The sequence below is a fragment of the Rhodococcus sp. NPDC078407 genome (assembly GCF_044542515.1).
Classification (GTDB): Bacteria; Actinomycetota; Actinomycetes; order Mycobacteriales; family Mycobacteriaceae; genus Rhodococcoides.
Map to the genome: position 1 here is coordinate 227,112 of NZ_JBITUQ010000003.1, position 26,798 is coordinate 253,909.

The following is a 26,798-nucleotide window of genomic DNA, read 5'->3' on the forward strand; positions in this document are numbered from 1 at the left end:
ATGCGCGCAACGACCACCGGTGGGTCACAGACGCCCCCCACCGGCTCCGGCTTCGAGAACGGCTTCCCACTCTCGTCCGCCCAGCGCGGAATGTGGTTTGCTCAGCAACTCGCCCCTGATGTCGCAGTCTGTATCGCCCAGTACGTGGACCTGCGGGGGAACCTCGACGTAGCGGTCCTCCAAGAGGCGTCGGCTCGGGCGGGTCACGAGTTCCAATCCGCCTACCTCCGTTTGGCCGAGGTCGACGGAGAGGCCGTTCAGCTGGTCGATCATTCGATCGACCAATCCGTGCATTATCTGGACCTTCGCGGCGAAGACGATCCGATGTCCTCGGCGCTGCAATGGATCGACCACAACTACGTACAGCCGGTCGACATGGAGAACGATCCGCTGGTCGAGAGTTGGATCCTTCAGGTCGAGGACGAACGCAACCTCTGGTACAGCAAGATCCACCACGTAGCCCTCGACGGTTACGGTGCCATGACCCTCGTCAATCGGACCGCAGCTCTGTACACGGCTGCGGTCGAGCGCTCGGAGCCCGAGCCCAACAAGGCTGCCGAACTTCGCCGCCTGTACGAGCTCGATCAGGAGTACCGGACTTCGACACGTTTCGAGTCCGACAAGGAGTACTGGGTTGCCCGCGCTGCCGGCATCCACGACGGGGCGTCTCTGTCGAACACGGACGGTCGCACGATTGCCGCCAGTAAGTTGCGCAGCATCGCGCTGCCCGAGGACGTCGTCGCGGCGCTCGAGGATTCCGATTCCACCAAGGGCGGTACCTCGGCCGCGGTATTCATCGCCGCATTCGGCTGCTACCTCTCGCGGATGACCGGTCGAGAAAACGTACTGGTGAACATTCCGGTGTCCGCCCGAACCACCGCGTTGCTTCGCCGCTCCGGCGGAATGCTGGTCAACGTCGCCCCGATTCCGATGCACGTGCGCGAGGACGCCACCGTCGGTGAACTGGTACAGCAGGTCCAGCTGGAACTGATGGGCGCCCTGCGTCATCAGCGCTTCAGCATCGAGGACATTCGGCGCGAGCTCGCGGCCTCGGGCAGCGAGAAGCAGCTCACCGGACCGATGGTCAACATGATGCTGTTCCACCAGCAGATCAACCTCGGTTCGATCGTCGGCGAATTCAATATCGTCACCTCCGGGCCGGTTGAGGACCTTCTCGTCAATGTCTACCAGAGTGGTTCTCCTGCAAAAACTTTCGTCGACTTCAGGGCCAACCCCAATCGCTACGATGACGACGACCTCACGGCCCATCACGCGAGTTTCGTCGACATGGCGCACGCGTTCATCGCGGCCGGGCCCGACGTCGTTGTTGCCGACATACATCCGGACAGTGCGCGCGAGGGCGCTCGACGCCGACGAGTAACCGCACAGCTCGCTTACTGGACGGATCGACTCGCCGATTCGCCCGACCTGATCAGCATTCCCAGCGATCACACCCGGCCGTCACGCATCGGCCACGTTCGCGAATCGCACCGGGTGACCCTGACTTCCGAGTCCTGGGCAGCGGTCGAACAACTGGCCGCCGACCGCGAGACCACACCGTTCGTCGTGTTCGAGTCTGTTCTGGCCGTTCTTCTCTCGCGGCTGGCCAGTACCGACGACGTCTCCATAGCCGTACCCGCCACCAGCGGCGAAACCGTCGTTCTGCGGACAAACCCCGACGGGCGGCAGTCTTTCGGCGATTTCGTTGCTGCGTCCGCAATCGACTTCGACGCAGCACTCGCACACGGTGATGTGTCGTTCGACGACGTCGTCGATGCCCTCGGTCTGTCCCGCTCCGGCTCGCACAGCCCGTTGGCTCAGGTAGCGCTTCGATTCGGTGCCGCGACTCTGCCGCACGACGGAACGGACATGGACCTCGTCGTCACGGTGAACGAGTCCGATTCGGTGGGGGTCGTTTTCGATTACGCCACAGAACTGTTCGACGCCGTGAGCATGTCGCAGTTCGGTCGTCGGGTGGTGCGCATTCTGGACTCGCTCACGAGTGCACCCGAGCAGCTGATCGGTGACGTGGACATATTGTCCACGGCCGAGCGCGCTCGATTGGCTCCGGTTCGTGGTCCGCGTTCTGTGGTGGGTGTGGTGTTGCCGGAGTTGTTGGCTGGTGCTGTGGGTGTTGCCGGTGTCGGTGGTGTTGCGGTGGTGTCGGGTTCGCGGGTGCTTTCGTATGGTGAGTTGGATGCGGCGTCGTCGCGGTTGGCGCGGATGTTGATGTCGTGTGGTGTGGGTCCGGGGTCGTTCGTGGCGTTGGCGTTGTCGCGGTCGGTGGAGTCTGTGGTGGCGGTGTGGGCGGTGGCGAAGGCCGGTGGTGCGTTCTTGCCGGTGGATCCGAATTATCCGGTGGATCGGATCGAGCACATGTTGGTCGATTCGGGTGCTGTGGTGGGTGTGACGTTGGGTGCTCATGTGGGTGCGGTGTCGGGTGTGGGTGGGGTGTCGTGGGTGGTTCTCGATGATCCGGATGTGGTGGCGGATCTGGCGTTTCGGTCGGCTGCTCCGGTGTTGGGGGTGGAGCGTTCGGGTGTGTTGCGGCTCGATGATGCGGCGTATCTGATTTATACGTCGGGGTCGACGGGTGTGCCCAAGGGTGTGGTGGTCACTCATCGTGGTGTGGGGAACTTGGCTGCGGAGGAGCGGGTTCGGTTCGGTGTGGGTCCGTCGTCTCGGGTGTTGGCGTTTGCGTCGCCGAGTTTCGATGCGTCGATTCTCGAGTTCGTGTTGGCGTTTTCGGGTGGGGCGACGATGGTGATCGCTCCGCCGTTGGTGTTCGGTGGGGTGGAGTTGGCGTCGTTGCTCGCCGAGGAGCGGGTCTCGCATGCGTTCGTGACGCCGGCGGCGTTGGCGTCGGTGGATCCGGTGGGGCTCGAGTGTGTGGAGGTCGTGGTCACCGGTGGTGATGTGTGTGCGCCGGAGTTGGTGGCGCGGTGGGCGCCGGGTCGGCGGATGTTCAATGCGTACGGTCCGACGGAGGCGACGATCTTTTCGTCGATTTCGTCTGCGTTGGTGGTGGGGGAGTCTGTTGATATCGGTTCTCCGACTATCGGTTTCGCGGAGGTGGTGTTGGATGCGCGGTTGAATCCGGTGCCTGTCGGTGTGGTGGGTGAGTTGTATCTGGCGGGTCCGGCGTTGGCTCGTGGGTATCACGCGCGGTTGGGTTTGACGGCGGATCGGTTCGTGGCGAATCCGTTCGGTGGTGCGGGTTCGCGGATGTATCGCACCGGTGATGTGGTGCGGTGGAATGCCTCGGGTGCGTTGGAGTATGTGGGGCGTAGCGATTTTCAGGTGAAGGTGCGTGGTTTCCGGATCGAGTTGGGTGAGATCGATTCGGTGTTGGCGGCGGTGCCGGGTGTCGATTTCGTGGTCACCATCGGGCGTGACAATCAGGCCGGGGCGACGGTGTTGGTGTCGTATGTGTTGCCGGTGGCGGGGACGGTCCTCGATGCTGCGGTGTTGCGGGAGCATGTGGGGTCGGTGTTGCCGGCGCACATGGTGCCCTCGGCGTTGGTGATGCTCGAGTCGATTCCGTTGACTCCGGCAGGCAAACTCGACCGCAACGCACTCCCCGAACCGGAGCTGGGATCGCAGGGTGCGTTCGAGGAGGCGCAGACCCAGTACGAAGCCGCCGTGGCAGCGGTGTTCTGCGACGTTCTCGAGGTCGATCGCGTCGGTGTGACCGACAGCTTCTTCGATCTCGGCGGAAACTCCCTGGTGGCAACCCGTCTGATCGCGAGAACCAACTCTGCCCTCGGAACCGACCTGAAAGTTCTCGATCTGTTCGAGGCACCGACGGTTCGAGCCCTGGCCGATCGAGCAGAGTCGAAGGGTGCCTCGTTGCACCGCCGGCCGGCACTCGTTCCGGTCGAACGACCCGAGTCCGTTCCGCTCTCGCTCGCACAGCAGCGCATGTGGTTCATCAACCAGTTCGATGTCGCGTCTCCCGCGTACAACATTCCGCTCACCGTCCGATTGACGGGTTCCTTGGACGTTTCTGCGATGTCCGCGGCAATCGGCGACGTTCTGTCGCGTCACGAATCTCTGCGCACGGTGTTTCCCACGGTGGGCGACCTGCCGAACCAGGTCATCGCCGCGATCGAGGACGTCACCGGCCCCAACCTTCCCCTCGACATCGTGGAGGTCGACGACGAGTCGGTCGACGCGCTCGTCCGCGCCTCGGCCACAACCGGATTCGACGTCACGGTCGACCTTCCCTTCCGGGCGGTGCTCTACCGAACCGGCACAGAGACCTTCGTACTCGCCATCGTCGTCCACCACATCGCTGCGGACGGTGCATCGATGGCACCGCTGGCCCGTGACGTCATGGTCGCCTACGGAGCCCGGTCGGCGGGATCGGCTCCGACGTGGGAGCCCCTGGCCGTGCAGTACGCGGATTTCGCCCTGTGGCAACACACCGTCCTCGGCGACGAGAACGACCCCACCTCCGTCGCTGCGCAGCAGATCGAATTCTGGCAGTCTGCATTGGCGGATCTGCCCGACGTGCTTCCCATGCCGCTGGATCGACCACGGCCCATTCGGCAGTCGATGCGTGGCAGTGTCACCTCGTTCACGATTCCTGCCGATGTCGCAGCTCGGTTGTCCTCGGTTGCGGCGCAACACGAGTCGACGCTGTTCATGGTCGTCCATTCCGCACTCGCCTTGCTGCTCGCGCGGTTGAGCGGCACCCGTGACATCGCTATCGGCACCCCGATCGCCGGTCGTGGCGACGCCGCTCTCGATGATCTCATCGGCATGTTCGTCGGTACTCTCGTGCTGCGGACACAAGTCGAGCCACACGCCACGTTCGCCGACCTGTTGGCCTCTACCCGCCGCGCCGACCTCGCTGCCTTCGACAACACCGACATCCCGTTCGAGCGACTCGTCGACGTACTCGATCCTGCGAGATCCACCGATCATTCACCGCTGTTCCAGGTACTGCTGGAATTCCAGAACAACACCGCTGCCACGCTGACGCTGCCGGATCTCACGGTCGAGTTCGAAGAAATCAGCACGGACACAGCGAAATTCGATCTGCAGCTTCGTGTCGACGAAAGCCACGTGGACGAGTCCGGAGCATTGTCCGCTGCGTTCACCTACGCCACGGATCTGTTCGATCCCGACACCATCGACCGGTTCGTGGACCGTTTCCTGCTCATCATCTCCACCATCGGCACGTCGACGGACATGCGAACCGGCGACATCGACATCCTCTCCGCGGCGGAACGTGAGCTGGTGCTGTTCGAGTGGAACGACACCGCTCGACAGATCGAGTCGTCGTCGGTCCAGCAGAAGCCTGCCGGCCGGACCGGCGTGACGCTGAGCAGCTTGTTCGACAGGCAGGTGCTCCTCAATCCTTACTCGACCGCGTTGGTGTTCGAGGACGAGCACCTGACGTATCTCGAGCTGGACGAACGCGCCAACCAGCTCGCTCGGCACCTCATCGATCTCGGTGTCGGACCGGAATCCCACGTCGGCCTGGCGATGCGACGATCGATCGACCTGCTCGTCGGCATGTATGCCATCGTCAAAGCCGGTGGTGCCTATGTACCGATAGACCCGGACCATCCGGTCGAACGGTCGTCCTACGTGTTGTCGAGCGCGCAACCGGTGTGCATCCTGACCACGAGCCGCGACTGGATCGACATCTCGGTGGCAACTCCCGTGCTCGCCGTCGATCTGTTGGACGTGTCCGATCGCGATCATTCCTCGGTCACCGATGCCGACCGGTTGGGAAGCCTGAACGGCTCGAACACCGCCTACGTGATCTACACCTCCGGTTCCACCGGGCGGCCCAAGGGCGTGGCAGTCACGCACTCCGCCATAGTGAACCGCCTGCTGTGGATGCAACACGAGTATCGCCTCGAGCCCGCGGACACCGTTCTTCAGAAGACGCCGGCCACCTTCGACGTCTCGGTGTGGGAATTCTTCTGGCCGCTCCAGGTGGGTGCCAAGCTGGTGGTGGCAGAACCGGACGGACACCGCGATCCCGCGTACCTCTCCCGCGTCATTGCAGAAGAGCACGTCACGACCCTGCACTTCGTACCGTCGATGCTCGCTGTGTTCGCGGCCGGTGCCCGAGCTGCGGAGTGCGCATCGCTGCGGCTCGTCTTCTGCAGTGGTGAGGCACTTCCGCCGGCGACCGCAGCACAGTTCGCTCAGTTCTCGCTCGCGGAGCTACACAATCTCTACGGTCCGACCGAAGCAGCAGTCGACGTCAGCTACTACCACGTCACCGGCGCGGACCCGGTGTCCATTCCCATCGGCTCTCCGGTGTGGAACACCCGGTTGTACGTGCTCGACGCCTCGCTGCGGCCGGCACCTATCGGGGCTCCGGGCGAGCTGTATCTCGCCGGCGTGCAGTTGGCACGCGGCTACGTGGGCCGGGGTGATCTGACGGCAGATCGCTTCGTCGCGGACCCGTTCGGAGAACCGGGTGACCGGTTGTACCGCACCGGCGATCTGGTTCGCTGGCGCGCCGACGGTGAGCTCGAGTACATCGGGCGTACCGATTTCCAGGTCAAGTTGCGCGGGCTGCGCATCGAGCTGCCCGAGATCGAAGCTGTGCTCCTGCGGTCCGGGTCGGTCGCCCAAGCGATCGCTCTGGTGCACAAGGACCCGAACACCGGTGAGACGCTGGTTGCGTACGTGGTGGGCACCGACGGTGCTGCCGTCGACTCTGCCGAATTGACGGCCGAGGCGGCGCGGAGACTTCCGGCATACATGGTGCCCTCCCATGTGGTGGTGCTCGATTCGCTCCCCGTCAACGCCAGCGGAAAACTCGATCGAAAGGCGCTGCCTGCGCCCGAGTTCACCGTCGCCGCATCGGAGTACGTCGGTCCGGAGAATCCCGTCGAAGAAATTGTCGCGGGGATTTTCGCCGACCTGCTCGGCACATCTCAGGTGGGCGTCACGTCGAGCTTCTTCGAGATCGGTGGCAACTCGCTCATAGCGATGCGTTTGGTCGCACGAGTCAACGCCGCACTCGGTAGCAACATCGGCATCAGGGATCTCTTCGACGCACCGACCGTGCGTGCCTTGTCCGCAGGCATCGACATCCGCGATCACGACGCCGAAGCCGTTCCGAGGCTGGTCCCGCAGGAACGCCCCGAGCTGGTACCGCTGTCGTTGGCGCAGCAACGCATGTGGTTCATCAATCAGTACGACACCACGTCCGCTGCCTACAACGTTGCGTTCGCGATGCGGCTGAGCGGTGTCCTCGATGTCGATGCGATGCACTCGGCCATCCGCGATGTACTGACCCGGCACGAGTCTCTCCGCACCATGTTCCCGTTGACCGACGACGGTCCTGTGCAGTCGATACTCGACGTGGCGTCGGCGTTGCCGGATCTGACTCCGATTCCTGCGGACGACGAGCGCCATGTGCACGAACTGATCGGCGATGTCGCCGGCTCGGGCTTCGATGTGGTGGCAGATGTTCCGTTGCGCGTCCGGCTGATCCGAGAGAGCCCGAACGAGCACGTGCTCGTCATGGTGGTGCACCACATCTCGTCCGACGGTTTCTCCAGTGCCCCGCTGGCCCGCGACCTGATGGTGGCGTACAGCGCCCGAGCCGCAGGACATGCGCCGAGCCAGGAACCGTTGCCGGTGCAGTACGCCGATTACGCACTGTGGCAGCGCCGGTACCTCGGCACCGAGTCCGATCCCGAGTCGCTGATGGCGCAGCAATCGACCTACTGGGTCGACACGCTGTCCGGCAGCCCCGAGGTTCTGCCCCTGCCCACCGATCGCCCCCGCCCGGCGGTGGCGTCGCTCCGCGGCGACTCGGTCTCGTTCGAGATCGATGCCGCCGTCCATGCTCGGCTCGCAACCGTTGCGGCCGAGCACAATTCGAGCTCGTTCATGATCGTGCACGCAGCTCTGGCCGTCCTTCTCGCGCGACTTTCCGGCACCGAGGACATCTCCGTCGGCACGCCGATCTCGGGTCGAGGAGATGCGGCGCTCGACGAGCTCGTCGGCATGTTCGTCAATACGCTCGTACTACGAACTCAGGTGCCGAGCTCCACTCGCTTCGAGGAACTGCTCTCGGACGTTCGTGCCACCGACCTTGCAGCGTTCACCCACTCGGACATCCCGTTCGAGCGAGTGGTCGATGCCGTCGATCCCGCGCGATCGACCGCACACGCGCCGTTGTTCCAGGTGATGCTCGAGTTCCAGCACACGGACCGACCGACCGTGACATTGCCCAGACTCTCGATCGAGGGCATCGAACTGCCGAACGACATCTCCAACTTCGACCTGCAGTTGACGGTCTCGGAAGAGTTCGACAAATCCGGTGCCCCCGCCGGCATCGGTGCCGGCTTCCGATACGCCACAGAACTGTTCGACGCCGACACCGTCCGCGTCTTGGCAGAGCGCCTCGTGCGAATCCTCGACGTGGTGACGACCGACCCGTCCGTCCGGATCGGCGATGTCGCCATCCTCTCGGACGACGAGTACGCCTCCTTGGCTCCGGTTCGTGGTCCGCGGTCTGTGGTGGGTGTGGTGTTGCCGGAGTTGTTGGCTGGTGCTGTGGGTGTTGCCGGTGTCGGTGGTGTTGCGGTGGTGTCGGGTTCGCGGGTGCTTTCGTATGGTGAGTTGGATGCGGCGTCGTCGCGGTTGGCGCGGATGTTGATGTCGTGTGGTGTGGGTCCGGGGTCGTTCGTGGCGTTGGCGTTGTCGCGGTCGGTGGAGTCTGTGGTGGCGGTGTGGGCGGTGGCGAAGGCCGGTGGTGCGTTCTTGCCGGTGGATCCGAATTATCCGGTGGATCGGATCGAGCACATGTTGGTCGATTCGGGTGCTGTGGTGGGTGTGACGTTGGGTGCTCATGTGGGTGCGGTGTCGGGTGTGGGTGGGGTGTCGTGGGTGGTTCTCGATGATCCGGATGTGGTGGCGGATCTGGCGTTTCGGTCGGCTGCTCCGGTGTTGGGGGTGGAGCGTTCGGGTGTGTTGCGGCTCGATGATGCGGCGTATCTGATTTATACGTCGGGGTCGACGGGTGTGCCCAAGGGTGTGGTGGTCACTCATCGTGGTGTGGGGAACTTGGCTGCGGAGGAGCGGGTTCGGTTCGGTGTGGGTCCGTCGTCTCGGGTGTTGGCGTTTGCGTCGCCGAGTTTCGATGCGTCGATTCTCGAGTTCGTGTTGGCGTTTTCGGGTGGGGCGACGATGGTGATCGCTCCGCCGTTGGTGTTCGGTGGGGTGGAGTTGGCGTCGTTGCTCGCCGAGGAGCGGGTCTCGCATGCGTTCGTGACGCCGGCGGCGTTGGCGTCGGTGGATCCGGTGGGGCTCGAGTGTGTGGAGGTCGTGGTCACCGGTGGTGATGTGTGTGCGCCGGAGTTGGTGGCGCGGTGGGCGCCGGGTCGGCGGATGTTCAATGCGTACGGTCCGACGGAGGCGACGATCTTTTCGTCGATTTCGTCTGCGTTGGTGGTGGGGGAGTCTGTTGATATCGGTTCTCCGACTATCGGTTTCGCGGAGGTGGTGTTGGATGCGCGGTTGAATCCGGTGCCTGGCGGTGTGGTGGGTGTGTTGTATCTGGCGGGTCCGGCGTTGGCTCGTGGGTATCACGCGCGGTTGGGTTTGACGGCGGATCGGTTCGTGGCGAATCCGTTCGGTGGTGCGGGTTCGCGGATGTATCGCACCGGTGATGTGGTGCGGTGGAATGCCTCGGGTGCGTTGGAGTATGTGGGGCGTAGCGATTTTCAGGTGAAGGTGCGTGGTTTCCGGATCGAGTTGGGTGAGATCGATTCGGTGTTGGCGGCGGTGCCGGGTGTCGATTTCGTGGTCACCATCGGGCGTGACAATCAGGCCGGGGCGACGGTGTTGGTGTCGTATGTGTTGCCGGTGGCGGGGACGGTCCTCGATGCTGCGGTGTTGCGGGAGCATGTGGGGTCGGTGTTGCCGGCGCACATGGTGCCCTCGGCGTTGGTGATGCTCGAGTCGATTCCGTTGACTCCGGCCGGCAAACTCGACCGCAACGCACTCCCCGAACCGGACTGGTCCGCCGAGGTCACCACGGGTGGCCGCGATGCCGAGAACGCGGTCGAGAAGACGCTGTCCGGATTGTTCGCCGAGGTCCTGCGACTGGACCACGTCGGCGTCGACGACTCGTTCTTCGCACTCGGCGGCGACAGCATCATGTCCATTCAATTGGTCTCGCGTGCAAAAGCGGCCGGTCTCGCTCTGTCGCCGCGAGATGTGTTCGAGCACAAGACAGTTGCTTCATTGGCCGAGGTAGTGGCAGCCGGCGCCGGAACCGCGGCGATCGTGCTCGAGGAACTGCCGGGCGGCGGTGTCGGAGACGTACCGCTGACCCCGATCGTGGCATGGATGCTCGATCGCACGTCGGTACTGGACAAGCACACCCAGACCGCTGTCCTGACGCTGCCGACGGACATCGAACTCGACGTTCTCGAGGCCACTGTCCAGACGGTTCTCGATCATCACGACATGCTCCGCGGAGTACTGCACCGCGGCGAGCACCCCGCGATGGAGGTTCTCCCCGTCGGTTCCGTGACGGCGCAGTCGGTGATACACCGAGTCTCGTCGACAACGGTCCACGGGTCGGATTTCTCGACTCAGGCCAAGTCGGAGGCGGCCGCAGCAGTCGCCCGCCTGGCACCCGATTCCGGCGTGATGATCCAGATGGTGTGGTTCGACGCAGGCACCGAGGGGAGCCGTCTGCTCGTCGTCGCCCACCACCTGGTGATCGACGGTGTGTCCTGGCGCATCCTGGTTCCCGATCTCGCGTCGGCATGGGCCCAGATCATCGGCGGAAGCACTCCGGAACTGGCACCTGTCGGCACCTCTGTGCGCCGGTGGTCTCACGGTCTGCGCGAGGTGACCGCAACCCGCGCCGAGGAGCTTGCTCTCTGGCAATCTGTTGTGGCGCAACCCGATCCGCTCATCGGATCTCGTGCACTCGATCGAGAGATCGACGTGTACCGCACCGTGGACAAGGTCGAGGTGACTCTGTCGACCGATGTCACAGAGGGACTTCTGACCGCTCTGCCCGACGCTTTCCACGGCAGCGTCAACGACGGTCTGCTCGCCGCGCTCGCTCTTGCCACCGCTGTGTGGCGGCGTGGTCGCGGCGTGGTCGTCGACGACGCGCTCATCTCCCTCGAAGGGCACGGCCGTGAGGACCACGTGGTGCCCGGTGCCGATCTCGGCCGCACCATCGGTTGGTTCACCACGATCTACCCGCTCAGGTTGTCGCTGGACGGAATCGACCTGGACGACGCCCTCGCCGGGGGTGCCGATGCAGCACGGCTGATCAAGTCGGTCAAGGAGCAGTTGCTGGCCGTCCCCGATCACGGCATCGGCTACGGCATGCTGCGATACCTGGACGAGGACGGTGCCGCTGCACTTCGCGATTTCCCGGCTCCGCAGATCAGTTTCAACTACCTCGGGCGCTACAGCACCGACATTCCGGACGAGCTTCGCGGGCACGGCTGGTTGCCGGTCGACGATTCCGGTGTCGGTGATTCGCAGGACGAGGATCTCCCCGTCGCCGCTGTACTCGACATCAACGCCGTCACCACGGCCACACCGACCGGCCCTCGACTGGAAGCGTCGTTCGCGTTCCCGACCGGGGTGCTCGACGCCGCAGAGGTCACCGAGCTGGCCGAATTGTGGCGACAGGCACTGACCGCGCTGACTCGGCTTGCGCAGCGACCCGGAGCCGGCGGTTTCACACCGTCGGATCTCGACCTGGTCCGGCTCGACCAGAGCTCCATCGACGACCTCGAACGCGTCTACCCGACATTGGACGACATCTGGTCGATGACGCCGTTGCAGGCCGGTCTGCTCTTCCACGCCGAGCTGTCGGATCAGTCCGTCGACGCCTACATCGTGCAGCTCGTGCTGGAACTGCGCGGAGAGGTCGACGAGGCGCGCTTCCGCCGGTCCGCTCAGGCGCTCCTACGCAGACACCCCAACCTTCGCACCGCGTTCGTCCACAACACCGATGGCGAGTCGATCCAGATCGTCCATCACGAGGTGGACGTTCCGTGGTCGTCGATCGACCTCACCGGTCTGGACGTCGACGATCGGGGTGCCGAACTCGAACGCATCGAACACGAGGACAGAGCCACCCGGTTCAACATGGCTCAGGCACCGCTCGTGCGCTTCATGCTGATCACGATGGCGCCGGGCGAATGGCGTCTGGTGATGACCAACCACCACATTCTGCTCGATGGCTGGTCGACTCCGCTCTTGCTGAAGGACCTCCTGACTCTGTACGTGGTCGACGGCGATGAGACCGTGCTTCCGCGCGTCCCTGCGTATCGCGACTACCTGTCGTGGCTCGCCAAGCGTGACCGTTCGTCGGCGACGAAGGCATGGACCGAGGCGCTGGCAGGGCTGTCCGAGCCGACTCTGTTGACCCCGGTGGAAAGCCGGCGTCAGGAGTCGACGTTGGCCGGCCGCGCGCTGGTCTCGTTGGACACGGCACAGACCGACCGCCTGCGTGCCGTCGCCCGTGCCCGTGGGGTGACGATGAACTCGATGGTTCAGGCGTCGTGGGCCATGGTCCTCGGCACCTTGACCGGGCGCTCCGACGTGGTGTTCGGTGCGACCGTGTCCGGACGACCGCCGGAGGTGTCCGATGTCGAGTCGATGGTCGGCTTGTTCATCAACACCCTGCCGGTCAGAGTCGTGCTCGATCCGTCCGAGACGCTCGGTGCATATCTCGATCGGGTGCAGGCCGAACAGGCTGCTCTGCTCGATCACCACTATCTGGGCCTCACCGACATCCAGCGGGCTGTGGGACCGTCCGTCGCCTTCGACACCCTGACCGTGTTCGAGTCCTACCCGATGGACCGCGCGGGACTGTCGGCCGACACCGATCTCGCCGGCATGCGTGTCCATGACGTCCACGACGGCAGTGACACGGCGCAGTACCCGCTGACCCTGGTTGCCATGGTCGACGATCGCCTGCATATCGAAGCCAAATATCTGCCCGAACTGTTCGAGCACAGCGTGGTTCGGGCGACGGTCGACAGAATCGTGCGGGTGCTCGAGGCCATTGCCTCCGACACCGATCTGCGGGTCGGATCGCTGTCACTGCTGTCCGAGGACGAACTGAGTCGACTGGCCCCGGTCCATGGCCCGGCATCGTCGAAAGCACGTCTGCTTCCGGAGATATTCACCGACGCTGCGGCGACCAACACCGACGGCATCGCACTGCGGAGCGAGGACGGCAGTCTCGACTACGCCGAGCTCGACGCGCGGTCCTCCGCGCTCGCCCGGGCACTCATCGCTCGCGGTGCAGGACCGGAAACCGTTGTTGCACTGGCTCTGCCGCGCTCCATCGAGTCGATTCTGGGAATCTGGGCGGTCGCCAAGACCGGTGCCGCATTCCTGCCGATCGATCCGAGCTACCCCCGCGATCGGGTCGAGCACATGCTGGTGGACTCGGACGCCTCGATCGGCCTCACCCTGTCCACACATCTGTCCGCGGTCGAGGGCCTCGGCTCTGCTCGGTGGACCGTTCTCGATCACGACGACACCCGCCACGAGGTGGCCGATCTGTCGACCACACCGGTGCTCGACGACGACCGAACGCGTCCGATGCACATCGATCATGTCGCCTACCTGATCTACACCTCGGGCTCGACCGGTGTGCCCAAGGGCGTCACCGTCACTCATCGCGGCCTGGCCAATCTGGCAGAGGAAGAGCGAAGCCGTTTCGAGGTGACTCCCGATGCTCGGGTTCTCGCATTCGCGTCACCGAGCTTCGATGCATCCATCCTCGAACTGGTGATGGCGTTTTCCGGTGCCGCAACCATGGTTATCGCACCGACCTCGGTCTACGGCGGTACAGAGTTGGCCGCAGTCCTCTCCGACCACAACGTGACTCACGCGTTCGTCACTCCTGCCGCGCTGGCATCGGTGGACCCAGAAGGCCTGACCGAGCTCCGCGTGGTCGCAACCGGCGGCGACGTCTGTCCGCCCGAGCTGGTGGCCCGCTGGGCACCGGGTCGTCTGATGTTCAATGCCTACGGTCCCACCGAAGCGACGATCTTCTCGTCCATCAGCGATCAGCTGCGTATCGACTCCTCCATCGACATCGGTGCGCCGACAATCGGATTCAGCGAAGTTGTTCTCGACACACGGTTGCACCCCGTACCGGTCGGTGTTGCGGGTGAGCTGTACCTCGCCGGTCCCGCGCTGGCACGGGGCTACCATGCCCGATTCGGGCTGACTGCAGACCGATTCGTGGCGAATCCCTTCGCCGAGCCGGGTGCACGTATGTACCGCACCGGCGATGTCGTGCGGTGGACCGAATCCGGAACGCTCGAATACGTCGGGCGTAGCGACTTCCAGGTCAAGGTCCGCGGCTTCCGCATCGAACTGGGTGAGATCGACGCTGTTCTCACCGACGATCCGACCGTCGAATTCGCCACGACGGTCGGAGTCGACGGCCCGTCCGGAAACACGATTCTGGTTGCCTATGTTCTCCCACGGCCGGGTCGACAGATCGACGCCGCCGCGTTGCGCACCCATGTGTCGAGTTCGCTACCCACGCACATGATCCCGACGGCTTTCGTCGCGCTGGAGTCGATTCCGCTGACTCCCGCCGGCAAGCTGGATCGAAAGGCCCTGCCTGCGCCTGATCTTCATCTCGGAAGCGATTCACGTGCGCCTCGCACCGAGACGGAGCGGACCATTGCCGCTATCTTCGGCGAGGTGCTCGGAATCGACGCGGTCGGTATCGATTCGAGCTTCTTCGATCTGGGCGGCGACTCCCTGAGCGCCACCAGACTCACCGCACGGGTCAACAGTGCACTGGACACCGCGATCACCGTTCGCGCCCTGTTCGAGGCCCCCACTGTCGAGTCGCTCGCAACGCGCGTGGACAGCAACCCACTCGGTTCGGTTCGCCGTCCCGCTCTCGTTGCCAAGCCGCGGCCGGGTTCGATTCCTCTGTCGCTGGCACAACAGAGAATGTGGTTCATCAACCAGTTCGACGTGACCTCTGCGGCATACAACATCCCGCTCGCGGTGCGGCTGACCGGGCGACTCGACATCGCGGCGATGAGTTCGGCCGTCGGCGACGTTCTGGAACGACACGAGTCGTTGCGCACCGTGTTCCCCACCATTGGGGAACGCCCCGAGCAGAACATTCTCGACGCGCGGACCGTATCGACCGATCTCGACGTCGTCGATCTGGACGCAGCAGACGTCGTGTCGACCATCGCGACCGCCGCTGCACGGGGATTCGACGTCTCGTCCGAGCTTCCGTTCCGCGCGGTTCTGTATCGGCTCGAGCCGGACGAGTTCGTGCTCTCGATCGTCGTGCACCATATCGCCGCCGACGGAGCGTCGATGGCACCCTTGGCTCGAGATGTCATGGTGGCCTACTCGGCTCGGGCGGCAGCCACAGCTCCGATGTGGGCACCGCTCGAGGTTCAGTACGCCGACTTCGCGGTATGGCAACGCGATGTTCTCGGTGACGAGTCCGATCCGTCGTCCCTCGCCTCACAGCAGCTGAACTTCTGGAAGACCGCCCTGGCGGACCTGCCCGAGGTTCTCCCGCTGCCGTTGGATCATCCCCGCCCGGCTCGTCAATCGTTGCGCGGCAACAGTGTTCGCTTCGAGATCGATGGCGACACCCACGCAGCACTGGTCGACGTCGCGCGCGCCAACGAGGCAACCGTCTTCATGGCCGTGCACGCTGCCTGGTCCATCCTGATGGCGCGACTGAGCGGCATCGAGGACATTGCGGTCGGCACCCCGATCGCGGGGCGCGGCGATGCCGCGCTCGACGATCTCGTCGGCATGTTCGTCGGTACCCTCGTCCTGCGTACCGAGGTGACACCGCAGCTGTCGTTCACCGACCTGCTCCGTGCCACGCGCGCGGCAGATCTGGCAGCGTTCGACAACACCGATGTGCCGTTCGAGCGGCTGGTCGATGTACTCGATCCCACTCGTTCGACCGACCATTCGCCGCTGTTCCAGGTACTGCTCGAGTTCCAGAACAACACCTCGGCGACGCTCGAACTGCCCGACCTCACCGTGCAGGCCGTCGACATCGACGCCCACGTGGCGAAGTTCGATCTTCAGCTCACTGTTGCCGAAAATTTCGACGAGACCGGTGCCCCGTCCGGAATGACTGCAGCGATCACGTACGCGGTCGATCTGTTCGAGGAATCGTCCGTGCAGGAATTCGCCGCGCGTTTCGGTGCCGTCCTCGGTGCCGTCACCGCCGATCCAACGAGCGCTGTCGGCGACATCGACGTTCTGTTGCCCGGCGAACTCGACGCGATGACGCACGAGTGGAACCACGCCGGTCTCGAGGCGGACGATTCCACCTTGGCCGACCGATTCGCCGCTGCGGCTGCACGATTCCCGGATTCAGTTGCCGTTGTCTTCGGCGACCGCTCCCTGACGTATGCCGAGCTGGACAACCGCTCGAGCCGACTGGCCCGGGTTCTCATCGAACGCGGAGTGACCTCGGAATCGCTCGTGGCGGTCGCGATGCCGCGCAACGAAGAGCTGATCGTGACGTTGCTCGCGGTCATCAAGTCCGGTGGCGGCTATCTTCCGATCGACGTGTCGTACCCGGCAGACCGGCTGGCCTTCATGCTCGAGGACGCCGCGCCTGTCTGCGTCGTCTCCACCATGGCGGACAGCGCTGCGGTTCCGAACTCCGATCTCGATGTTCTCCTGATCGATTCGCCCGAACTCATCGCCGAGCTGAACGACGTCTCCGGCACTGCGCTGACCGATGCGGATCGCACCGGTGGGACGAGTGCGGACTCGATCGCATACGTCATCTACACCTCGGGTAGCACCGGGCGCCCCAAGGGCGTCCAGATTGCGCATCGCAACGTGGCGACACTGTTCGCGAACACCGCGGAGCTGTTCGAGTTCGACAGCCGCGATGTGTGGACGATGTTCCACTCCTACGCATTCGACTTCTCGGTGTGGGAGCTGTGGGGCCCGTTGCTGCACGGCGGAACCCTCGTCGTGGTCGACTACTACACCGCACGCTCGCCGGAGTTGTTCCGCGAGTTGCTGGTTCGCGAGAAGGTCACGGTGCTCAACCAGACACCGACGGCGTTCTACCAGTTCGCAGAAGCCGACAGGGTTGCCACCGCCGCCGTCGGTGCTGCCGACGATTCCGCAGAACTCTCGCTGCGGTACGTGATCTTCGGCGGTGAAGCACTCGATCTCGGACAGTTGGGCCGTTGGTACGCCCGGCACGACGAGAACGCACCGACCCTGGTGAACATGTACGGCATCACCGAGACGACGGTCCACGTGAGCCACCTGGCCCTCACCGAGGCCTTCGCCGCCTCGGCCTCGGCGAGCGTCATCGGTCAAGCGATCCCGGCGCTGAGTGTTGCCGTTCTCGATACGCGCTTGAACCCGGTGCCACCTGGCGTTACCGGCGAAATGTACGTCTCCGGGGCACAGCTCTCTCGCGGCTACCTCGGCCGAGCCGGTTTGTCGGCCACTCGTTTCGTCGCGGACCCGTCGGGAGAATCCGGCTCGCGCATGTACCGAACCGGTGACACGGCTCGGTGGAATCGTGACGGGGCACTCGAATACCTCGGCCGCAGCGACATGCAGGTCCAGTTGCACGGGTTCCGCATCGAGCTCGGCGAGATCGAGAGTGCTCTGCTCGCCTTCGACGGTGTCGCAGCGTCCGTGGTCTCGGTACGCGACGACGGGTTCGGTGATCGACTGATCGGCTATGTCGTCGCCGAAGCAGGCCGCACACTCGACCATGCCGCCGTGCTCGAATTCGTGGGCACGACCCTGACGTCCTACATGGTGCCCGCGGCGCTGATCGTGTTGAACGAATTGCCGCTCACCGCCAACGGAAAGCTCGATCGCCGGGCGCTTCCGGCGCCGGACTTCTCCGCCAATGTCACCGAAGGTCGTTTGCCCGCAACCGAAGTCGAGTCCATTCTCGCCGGCTTGTTCGCCGACGTCCTCGGACTCGATACTGTCGGCGTCGACGATTCGTTCTTCGCGCTCGGCGGCGACAGCATCATGTCCATCCAGCTCGTCTCGCGCGCCAAGGCAGCCGGTCTCGTACTGGCCCCACGCGACATCTTCGAGCGCAAGACCGTGGCCGCGCTCGCCGAGGTGGTCGTGCTCGGCGGCGACGCCGTCGTGCTGGAGGAATTGGACGGCGGGGGAGTCGGCCCACTGCCGCTGACACCTGTCGTTCGATGGATGTTGGACCGCAGCACCGACTTCGGTAGGTACACCCAGACCGCCCTGCTCCAACTGCCACGCGACATCGACGCGGACACACTCGAGCGCACCGTCCAGGCTGTGCTCGATCGGCACGACATGTTGCGATCGAGATTGTTCCAGGATGCCGACGGCGACTGGCACGAGGAAGTGTCTCCGATCGGGTCGATCACCGCGGCATCGGTGATCCACGCGGTCACGGTGGATTCGGTCGACGGCTCCGAGTTTTCGTCGCGCGCTGCGGCGGAACTCGACGCCGCAGCAGACCGACTCGTCCCCGCTGACGGTGTCATGGTTCAGATGGTGTGGTTCCAGGGCCCGACCGGGTCCGGTCGACTTCTCGTGGTCGCGCACCACCTCGTCATCGACGGCGTTTCCTGGCGAATACTCGTCCCGGATCTCGCAACGGCATGGAGCCAGATCGTGGCAGGCGACGAGCCCGCACTGGCACCGATCGGGACGTCGATGCGTCGGTGGTCGACGGGCTTGACCGACGTCACCGCGCAGCGCACACAGGAGCTGGCCCTGTGGCAGCGCATCCTCGACGGCGTGGATCCGACGATCGGATCCCGGGCACTGGACAAGCGCGTGGACGTCGACGCGACGGTGCAGCGCATCCGTACCTCTCTGCCCGTCGAGGTCACCGAGCGACTGCTCACGACCGTTCCCGACGTCTTCCGCGGCAGCGTCAACGACGGCCTCCTTGCAGGCTTGGCCCTGGCATTGACTGCATGGCGTCGCGAACGCGGAGCCGCCGTTCGTACGGCCTTGATCACTCTCGAGGGCCACGGACGCGAGGACGCCGTAGTCCCCGGTGCCGATCTCGGCAGGACCGTGGGCTGGTTCACCACCATCTTCCCGGTCCGCCTCGACCTCGGATCGATCGACCTTGCGGACGCATTGTCCGGTGGAGACGCCGCCGGTGCGCTGATCAAGGCCGTCAAGGAGCAGCTGCTGGAGATTCCGGACCACGGAATCGGTTACGGCATGCTGCGGTACCTCGATCACGCAGGAACCGAAGCGCTGTCCGGGTACGCCGCTCCGCAGGTCAGTTTCAACTACCTGGGACGCTTCTCGACCGGATCGTCCGAGGGCATGGAAGACGTGGGCTGGATTCCGGTGGCCGACGCCGAACTCGGTGACGCTCAGAACCCGGACATGCCTGTACCGGCCGCATTGGACATCAATGCCGTCACGACGTCGACACCCGACGGCCCGCAGCTGGACGCGACTTTCGCGTTCCCTGCCGGGATCCTCGGTTCCGACGACGTGGATCGGTTGATCGAGCTGTGGACCCAGGCACTGACCTCGATCACCGAACATGCATCCGCCGACGGGGCGGGCGGTCTCACTCCGTCCGATCTCGACCTCGTCGACATCGATCAGCGATCCATCGAGGTACTGGAGAACAGGTTCCCGGACCTGGACGACGTGTGGTCGATGTCGCCATTGCAGGCCGGTCTGCTCTTCCACGCGCGTCTGGCGGGCGAAGTCGGTAGCGACACAGCGGGTGTCGACGCCTACATGGTGCAACTCGGCCTCGAATTGCGCGGCACGGTCGACGCCGGGCGGATGCACGCCGCAGTCGACAAGCTCGTCTCGCGTCATCCGAACCTTCGCGCAGCATTCGTCCACAACAGCGCCGGCGAATCGCTGCAGATCGTGCAGAGTGCGGTCACGGTTCCGTGGGCGGAGATCGATCTGCGCGGTGAAGCCGATGTCGAGGCTGCACTGGATGCCGTACTCGAGGCCGATCGCGGTGTTCGTTTCGAGATGGATTCCGCACCGCTGCTTCGATTCACGCTCATCACGCTCGCCGACGATCATTGGCGACTGCTGTTGACCAACCACCACATCCTGCTGGACGGGTGGTCGACGCCGCTGGTCGTCAAGGAACTCATCACGCTGTACGTCACCGAGTCCGACGACTCGATGCTGCCGCGGGTGCCCGCGTACCGGGATTACCTGACGTGGATGCGGCAACGCGACGTCTCGATCTCCACCGCCCAGTGGGTCAGTGCCATGGCAGGCGTCGAAGAGCCGACCCTGCTCGTGACCGGGGATCGCGGACGGCAACTGTCCACGGTCTCTCGCGAATCCGAGCGTTCGTTGTCGATCGAGACCACCGCTGCTCTGCGCGATTTCGCGGCGCGACGAGGGTCGACGCTGAACACGCTGGTACAGACCGCCTGGGGCATCGTGCTCGCGACACTGACCGGTCGAGACGATGTCGTGTTCGGTGCCACCGTGTCAGGGCGTCCGCCCGAGGTCCCGGGCATCGAAGGCATGATCGGGCTGTTCATCAACACGCTGCCCGTTCGAGTCACGCTCGATCCGAGCGAGACCCTCGGCGCTCTGGTCGATCGCGTGCAGGCCGAGCAGGCGTCGCTGCTGGATCACCATTACCTCGGGCTGACCGACATCCAGCGCGCGGCAGGTGCCGGGGTTGCGTTCGACACGCTGACGGTGTTCGAGTCGTACCCCGTCGATCGTGCCGGTGCCTCTGCAGCAACCGATTTCGCCGGTATGCAGGTGACGGACATCCTGGGAACCGACGCTGCGCACTACCCACTGACTCTGGTCTCGTCTGTCGACGAGCGCCTGAATCTCAAAGCCAAGTACCTGCCCGAACTGTTCGCCATCGAGGACGTCGACGCCATCGTCGATCGAGTCGAGCGGGTGCTCGACGCCGTGCTGGCCGACGAACAGCAGCCGCTGGCTCGTCTCCGAATGCTCGATGGGGCCGAAATGGCCTCCTTGGCACCGGTATTCGGAATCGAGGGACGGTCGACGCGGCTGTTGCCGGAGATCTTCTCCGACGCTGCTGCCGTCGATCCGGACGCCATCGCGCTGCGCAGCGCGGACGGAGAGCTGACGTACCGAGAGCTGGACCGACGGTCGAACAGACTTGCTCGAATCCTGCTGAATCACGGTGTTCACACCGAGACGTTCGTCGCGCTCGGTATCGCTCGGTCCATCGAGTCGGTTCTGACGGTATGGGCGGTAGCCAAGTCCGGTGCGGCGTTCGTTCCGGTCGACCCGAACTACCCGGCCGATCGCATCGAACACATGCTGGCGGACTCCGGCGCGAGCTTCGGCGTCACCACCCGCGCCCACCTCGACGACCTACCGTCCACCGTGCCGTGGATCATTCTCGACGATCTCGCCACGGACGGCTCGAACGGCGTCGGCGACGAGCCGATCGCCGACAGCGAGCGGCACGGTCGTGTCACCCTCGACAGCGCTGCGTACACGATCTACACCTCGGGTTCGACCGGAGTTCCGAAGGGCGTCGTGGTCACGCATTCCGGCCTCGACAACTTCGCGACCGAACAGCGTGAGCGCTACGGCGTCTCGAAAGACTCACGCACACTTCATGTTTCGTCTCCGAGCTTCGATGCCTCCGTGCTCGAATATTTGCTGGCGTTCGGCGTCGGGGCCACGATGGTGATCGTGCCGCCGACGGTGTACGGCGGCGAGGAGCTGGCGTCGTTGTTGGCATCGGAGGCAGTGACTCACGGATTCATCACTCCGTCCGCCCTTGCATCGGTCGACCCGGCCGGTCTCGACACCTTCGCCGACGTCGTCGTCGGCGGCGAGGCCGTTCCGGCAGAGTTGGTCGGTAAGTGGGCCCCCGGGCGAAATCTGTACAACGGGTACGGACCGACCGAGGCCACCATCATGTCCAACATCAGTGCACCGATGGTCGCCGGCGAGCCGGTGTCCATCGGCGGACCGGTGCGCGGCGTACACGAGGTGGTTCTGGATTCCCGGCTGCAGCCGGTTCCTGTCGGCGTCGCAGGCGAGCTGTACCTCGCCGGTGTGGGCCTGGCCCGCGGCTACCACGATCGCATGGGTCTGACGGCAGAGCGATTCGTTGCTGATCCGTTCGGTGCACCCGGTTCGAGGATGTACCGCACCGGAGACGTGGTGCGGTGGTCCCAGGACCTGACGATCGAGTACGTCGGCCGAAGCGACTCTCAGGTCAAGGTTCGTGGGTTCCGCATCGAACTCGGCGAGATCGACGCTGCGCTCTCGTTGCACCCGTCGGTGGACTTCGCGGCGACCTTCGGTACTCCCGGGCCGTCGGGCGCAACGGTTCTCGTCGCATACGTGCGTCTGGCCGGGGAGGCTGTCGACACCTTCGACACCGCCGTCCTGCGTGACCATCTCGCCACTGCGCTTCCGGCGCACATGGTTCCGAGTGCCTTCGTCGTGCTCGAGACCATTCCGCTCACGCCCGTCGGCAAACTCGATCGCGCGGCGCTGCCGATCCCCGAGTTCGGCGCGGCCACGTCCTACCGTGCGCCGAGCACTCCTGCCGAGCTGACGGTTGCCGCGGTGTTCGCCGAAATTCTCGATATCGATCGAGTCGGTGCCGACGACAGCTTCTTCGAGCTGGGGGGCGACTCGCTCAGTGCAACCCGGGTGATCGCGCGCGTCAATGCCGAATTCGGTAGTGCGATCGGCGTTCGTACCATCTTCGAGACGCCGACGGTGTCGGGTCTGGCGAACGCGGTCGGCACTGCCGACACCGGAACGCATCGTCCCGCGCTCGTTGCGGTCGAGCGGCCGGAGCACATTCCGCTCTCGCTCGCTCAGCAACGTATGTGGTTCATCAACCAGTTCGACACCTCGTCCGCGGCGTACAACGTGCCGCTGGTCGTCAAACTGACCGGGCAGCTGGACACTGCGGCACTGGCCGCAGCGGTCGTCGACGTTCTCGAACGCCACGAGTCGCTGCGCACGACCTTCCCCGAGGGTCCGCAGTTCCCGGTTCAGCTGGTGCATCCGGCCGTCGACGTCGCACCGATGGTCGAACCCGAACGGATCGATGCCGGAGTACTGACCGATCGCGTGGCTCTCCTGGCAAGTCGCGGGTACGATGTCACCACCGAGATCCCTGTGCACGTGGAACTGTTCCAGGTACTCGACACCACCGTCGACGCAGCCGACGATCAGGTCTACGTCCTCGCCATGGTGGTCCACCACATCGCCGCCGACGGCGCATCCATGGCACCACTGGCGCGAGACGTCGTGCTTGCGTACTCGGCACGCACTGCGGGAGGGGCTCCGGGCTGGGAGCCGTTGCCGGTCCAGTACGCCGACTACACGCTGTGGCAGCGTTCGCTGCTCGGCGACGAGAAGGACGAGTCGAGCGTGGCCGCGGCCCAGCTCGAGTACTGGTCCACAGCACTGGCAGGTCTGCCCGACCTGCTGCCGTTGCCCACCGATCGCCCACGGCCCACCACCCAGGATTTCCGGGGTGGCCGGGTTCGCTTCACCGTCGACGCCGAGATCCATCGGGCACTCGTCGAGATCACCCGCGAGCAGAACGTCAGCATGTTCATGGTGTTGCACGCCGCGTTCGCGGTGGTACTGGCACGCCTGAGTGGCACCGACGACATCGCGATCACCACCCCGGTGGCAGGTCGTGGCGAAGCCGGACTGGACGACCTCGTCGGCATGTTCGTCAACACCTTGGTGTTGCGGAGCCGGGTCGACCACTCCACCTCGTTCGTGGATCTGCTCACGCAGGTGAAATCGCACGATCTCGACGCCTTCGATCACACCGAAATGCCGTTCGAGCGCATCGTCGAGGTGCTCAATCCCACTCGGTCCACGGCCTATGCTCCGCTGTCCCAGGTGGCACTGTCGTTCCAGAACAACGAGAAGGCGTCCCTCGAGCTCCCCGACCTTCGGGTGGAGGGCTTCGACTTCGACGTCCCCGTGGCCAAGCAGGATCTGCAACTCCTGGTGTCCGAGAACTTCGGGGACGACGGGGCCCCGGCAGGCTTCGAGGCAGCGTTCGACTACGCCACGTCGTTGTTCGATTCGGCCACCGTGGACGCCATCGCGGCACGATTGGTTCGCGTACTCGCAGCCGCCGGAGACGACCGTCTCACGGCGGTAGGGGATATCGACATTCTCGGCACCTCCGAGAAGCAGGCTTTGGCACCGGCCCGTGGTCCGGCCGATGTCGCGCTTCGGACGTGGCCGGAAATGCTCGCCGCCTCGGTTGCTCTCGACCCGTACGCGGTTGCCGTCACGTACCGTGGCGTGAGCCTGTCCTACGCCGATCTCGACAACTGGTCGAACCGGATCGCCAGGATGCTCATCGACTACGGCGTCGGCCCGGAAACGTTCGTCGCTTTGGCTCTGCCTCGGTCGATCGAGTCGGTTCTGTCGGTGTGGGCGGTTGCCAAGACCGGCGCTGCTTTCCTGCCGGTGGACCCGAACTACCCGTCCGATCGCATCGCGCACATGCTCGAAGATTCCCGAGCTGCAATGGGATTGACCGATGTCGACAGTCGAGAGTCGCTACCGGACACCGTGCCGTGGCTCGTATTGGACGACCCCGAGACATCCTCGGAATTGTCTCGCTATCCAGCGGACGCCGTCACCGACTCGGAGCGCACGGCGACGCTGCACCTCGATCACCCGGCGTACCTGATCTACACGTCGGGTTCGACGGGTCGCCCGAAGGGCGTCGCTGTGCGACACCGAGGCTTGGCCAACCTGCAGGCCGAGGTGCTCGAACGGTTCCGTCCCACCCGAGATTCGCGGGTCTCTCATATCGCCTCGCCGAGTTTCGACGCGTCGATCTATGAGCTCACGATGGCCTTCGGCGTCGGTGCCACCGTCGTGATCGTGCCTCCGGGTACGTTCGGCGGCAGCGAACTTGCCGACCTGCTCGAATCCGAACACGTCACGCACGCATTCCTGACTCCGGCGGCATTGTCCTCGATCGACGAGACTCGTCTCGGCACCGTCCGAGTTCTCGCCGTCGGCGGTGAGGCATGCACTCCGGAACTGGTTGCGAAATGGGCACCCGGCCGCAAGATGTTCAACGGCTACGGTCCGACCGAGACCACCATTCAGGCGAGCGTCGGTGGACCGTTGGTCCCCGGTGGCACGGTGGATGTCGGCGGACCAGGGACCGGATTCCGGTTCATGGTGCTCGACGCGCGTCTGCAACCGGTACCGGCAGGGGTGTCGGGCGAGTTGTACATCGCCGGACCCGGCACCGCACGTGGGTACCTACGGCGATTCGGACTCACCTCCGAGCGCTTCGTCGCAGATCCTTTCGGCACCCCGGGTGAGCGGATGTACCGGACCGGCGACGTCGTGCGCTGGGGGAGCGACGGGAACGTCGAGTTCGTCGGGCGCAGCGACTTCCAGGTCAAGGTGCGCGGCTTCCGTATCGAACTCGGAGAGATCGACTCCGCCCTCACCGACCACGAGAAGGTCGGATTTGCCGCGACGATCGGCCACACCGCAGCGTCCGGTGACACGGTCCTCGTGTCCTACGTGCTCGCGGGCGACGGCGAGACGGTCGACACCGAGGAGCTTCGAGATCGCGTCGCCAAGGTGCTTCCACGCCATATGGTTCCGTCGACGATCATCGTGCTCGACGACATTCCGCTCACCCCCGTCGGCAAGCTCGACCGCCGGGCACTGCCCGTCCCCGAGTTGACGGTATCGACGACTCCGTACCGAGCACCCGGTACCGACGTGGAGGCTGCCATCGCCGACGCGTTCGCTCGGGTTCTCGGAGTCGAGCGAGTCGGTATGGACGACAACTTCTTCGAGCTCGGTGGAACCTCGCTGGTGGCCACGAAGATCGTGCCGGCGATCGAAGAAGCCATCGGGGTGCGAGTGCCACTGCAGGCGTTGTTCGTCGATCCCACACCGGCAGGGTTGGCCGCGCGGGTCGCGGCCGACGCCGATGCCGCTGGTGCCGATCTCGATTCGGTGTTCGGCGTGGTGATCCCTCTGCGAGGTACGGGATCGAGGGCACCGCTCTTCTGCGTGCACCCGGGAATCGGGCTCTCGTGGGGATACGCCGGTATCGTCTCGAAACTGACCGACGACCGCCCCGTGTACGGCTTGCAACTTCCCAGCATCGTGGAAGGTACGACGTTCGGGTCGATTCGCGACCTCGCGCATCGGTACGCGGACGAAATCCGAGCTGTCCAGCCGGTCGGCCCGTACCACCTGCTCGGCTGGTCGCTCGGCGGCTCACTCGCTCACGCGATTGCCGTGGAACTGCGCAGCTCCGGCAGCGAAGTTCGCACACTCGCTCTGCTGGACAGCTATGTCGACGGCCACGACGGCGAAAGGGTCGACGGTGAACTGAGCGTGGAGAATCTACTCGGTGGATTGGGACTCGATTTGACTGCGCAGCCGTCGGCCGAGCCGCTGACCTACGAGCGAGGCGTCGAACTGCTCGACGAGTCGCTGGGTCAAACGACCGGCGTCACGGCCGATCATCTGCGAAGAATCAACGCAGGATTCGAGAATTCGACCAGAATCATGGCTGAATTCGTGCCGGACGTCTTCGACGGAGATGTTTTGTTCTTTTCCGCAACGAAGGGTGCGAGCGACGGAATTGTCAGATCACCGCAGGAATGGCGACCGTACGTGACAGGCGATATCGTCATCCACGACGTCGAGGTTTTCCACAACGAGATGACAAATGGCGATGCGGCCGATGTAATCGGTCCGATCGTCGATTCCCATCTCGGTAATACATCTGAATAACGTTTCGGGTGTTGCTCACTTCGAAGAGCACC

Annotated in this window: 1 protein-coding gene; it reads left to right on the forward strand. The window is 64.6% G+C overall.

Annotated elements, in window-relative coordinates; genetic code table 11:
- Entirely contained in the window at positions 1-26,766 is a 26,766-nt protein-coding gene (locus ACIGGF_RS05345) for a non-ribosomal peptide synthase/polyketide synthase (protein WP_397520327.1), read from the forward strand.
- Positions 26,767-26,798: the final 32 nt, after the last annotated feature.